This window comes from Leucobacter soli (assembly GCF_042659205.1).
GTDB classification, from domain to species: domain Bacteria; phylum Actinomycetota; class Actinomycetes; order Actinomycetales; family Microbacteriaceae; genus Leucobacter; species Leucobacter soli.
Window position 1 is genome coordinate 1 of record NZ_JBHSRW010000422.1, and the last position, 974, is coordinate 974.

Below are 974 nucleotides of genomic sequence, written 5' to 3' on the forward strand. Positions count from 1 at the left end.
ACTGCGCCGACCGTCGCAGCCGCACCCGCCCCGTCCGATCCTGCCGCGAGGCGGCCGGCCTGACGTCGCCTCAACCGGCGAAGGTGTCGCGCCAGCGCAGCGTGCGGCGCTCCAGCAGCCGCACGAGCGAGTCGGAGAGCTTGCCTATCGCAGCGAAGATGATCACGCCGACCATCACGGTCGCGGTGTCGAGCAGCGACCGCGCGTCCTGGATCAGGTAGCCGATGCCGCTGGTGGCGCCCATCAGCTCGGCGACCACCAGGCACAGCCAGGCCATGCCGATCGAGAGCCGGAGGCCCAGCAGGATGTTCGGCATCGCGCCGGGCAGCACGACGAGCCGCAGGCGCTGCCAGGCCGTGAAGCCGAGGGTGGCCGACATCTCGAAAAGCTTGCGATCCACCGCGCGCACGCCGAGGAAGGAATTGACGTAGATCGGGAAGAAGGCGCCGACCGCGATCAGCACGATCTTCGACTCCTCGCCGAAGCCGAACCAGAGGATGAACAGCGGCGTCACCGCGATCAGCGGGACGGTGCGGAGCATCTGCACCGTCGGGTCGAGCGCGCGCTCCGCGAGGCTCGAGAACCCGACCAGCAGGCCGACGGCCAGGCCGAGACCGGCGCCCCAGAGCGTGCCGATGACGGCCCGTTGCAGACTGATCAGGAAGTTCTTGCCGAGCACACCGTTCGCCGCGAGGTCGACCAGGCGAGCGAACACCTGCGACGGCGCCGGGAAGAGCTGCGTGTTGATGAGGCCGATGTTCGCGGCGATCTGCCAGACGACGATCACCGCCACCGGCAGGATCGCACCGATGACCCAGCGGGCGCTACGGGCGAGCCTGGCGCCGCCGGGCGGGGCGACCGCGCTCCGCCGGAGCTCCTGGTCCTCGTTCTCCTGCGTCGGGATCGCCATCAGACCGCCTCCTCGTCGCGTTCGGGCTCGCGCTCGTCGCGTCCGCGCTCGGCGGCACCAGGGC

1 protein-coding gene is annotated in these 974 nt (G+C 70.6%); it reads right to left on the reverse strand.

The window, feature by feature from the left end:
• Window positions 1–70 precede the first annotated feature (70 nt).
• Window positions 71–910, reverse strand: a complete 840-nt coding sequence (locus tag ACFPZL_RS13670; protein ID WP_218115926.1) for an ABC transporter permease — start codon at window positions 908–910, stop codon at window positions 71–73.
• Window positions 911–974 lie beyond the last annotated feature (64 nt).

Excerpts from the sequence above, each read along its gene's own strand:
- ACFPZL_RS13670 (WP_218115926.1), bottom strand. The coding sequence starts at position 910 with ATGGCGATCCCGACGCAGGAGAACGAGGACCAGGAGCTCCGGCGGAGC.